This window comes from Protofrankia sp. Cas8, assembly GCF_963555845.1.
Classification (GTDB): Bacteria; Actinomycetota; Actinomycetes; order Frankiales; family Frankiaceae; genus Protofrankia.
Genome location: NZ_CAUVXI010000257.1, coordinates 2554 through 3280, shown reverse-complemented (window position 1 = coordinate 3280; position 727 = coordinate 2554). Strand labels below are relative to the sequence as shown.

At 71.1% G+C, this 727-nt stretch carries 1 pseudogene; it reads left to right on the top strand.

From position 1 onward, the window contains the following. Positions 1-727: pseudogene (locus tag U9977_RS24400) on the top strand (hypothetical protein); the annotation flags it as partial.

Genomic DNA, 727 nt, shown 5'->3' with positions numbered 1-727 from the left:
CGGCGGACTGGCCGGCGTTGGCCGCCACCCTGCCCACCCCAACTGATCTTTCTGATGGTCGGTACGGCCTGGCGTTGACGTTGCACATGACGGCGCTGACCGGTCTGCTGCAAGCCGGACCGCATCGGGTTGCCGGGACCGGCCCGGGCCGGGACGTCGCCGATGTGCTCCTCGACCATGAACAGCGCTACTGGACGGCGACCGCGACCGTGCGCGGCCTGGCCCCGCGCTACCCGGATGTGCTGTTGCGGGAGGCGGTTGGCGCAGCGGCGCTGTGTGGGGCGGTGGACCGGGCGGACGCGGTCGCCGCGATCGGGCGGCTTCCTGATCTGGACGGCCAGCCGGCTTCCGAGCGGTTGGCGTTCGCGGAATGGCTGCGGCATCTCTACCCCGCCCCCGACGGCCGCTACTGGGGGGCGTTGCAACCGGACCGGATCGCTGAGCATCTCATCGGCCAGGTCCTGGCCCCGGCCGCTCCCACCGGACAGCCAGATCTTGCCGCGGTTCTGCTCGCGCCCGCAGCGGTACCCCAGCTGCACCAGGGGTTGATCGTGCTGGCGCGGGCGGCCGCGCATCAGGGTCACCTGCCGGGGCTCCTCGCCGCGCTCCTCACCCACGAACCGATCATCAGGACGGTCGGTCGTTTCACGGTCGACGACCTGACCACGGTCATCGACGCGTTCCCGACACGATCTGTTGACCTTGCTGCGGCCGTGGCGGCACTCAC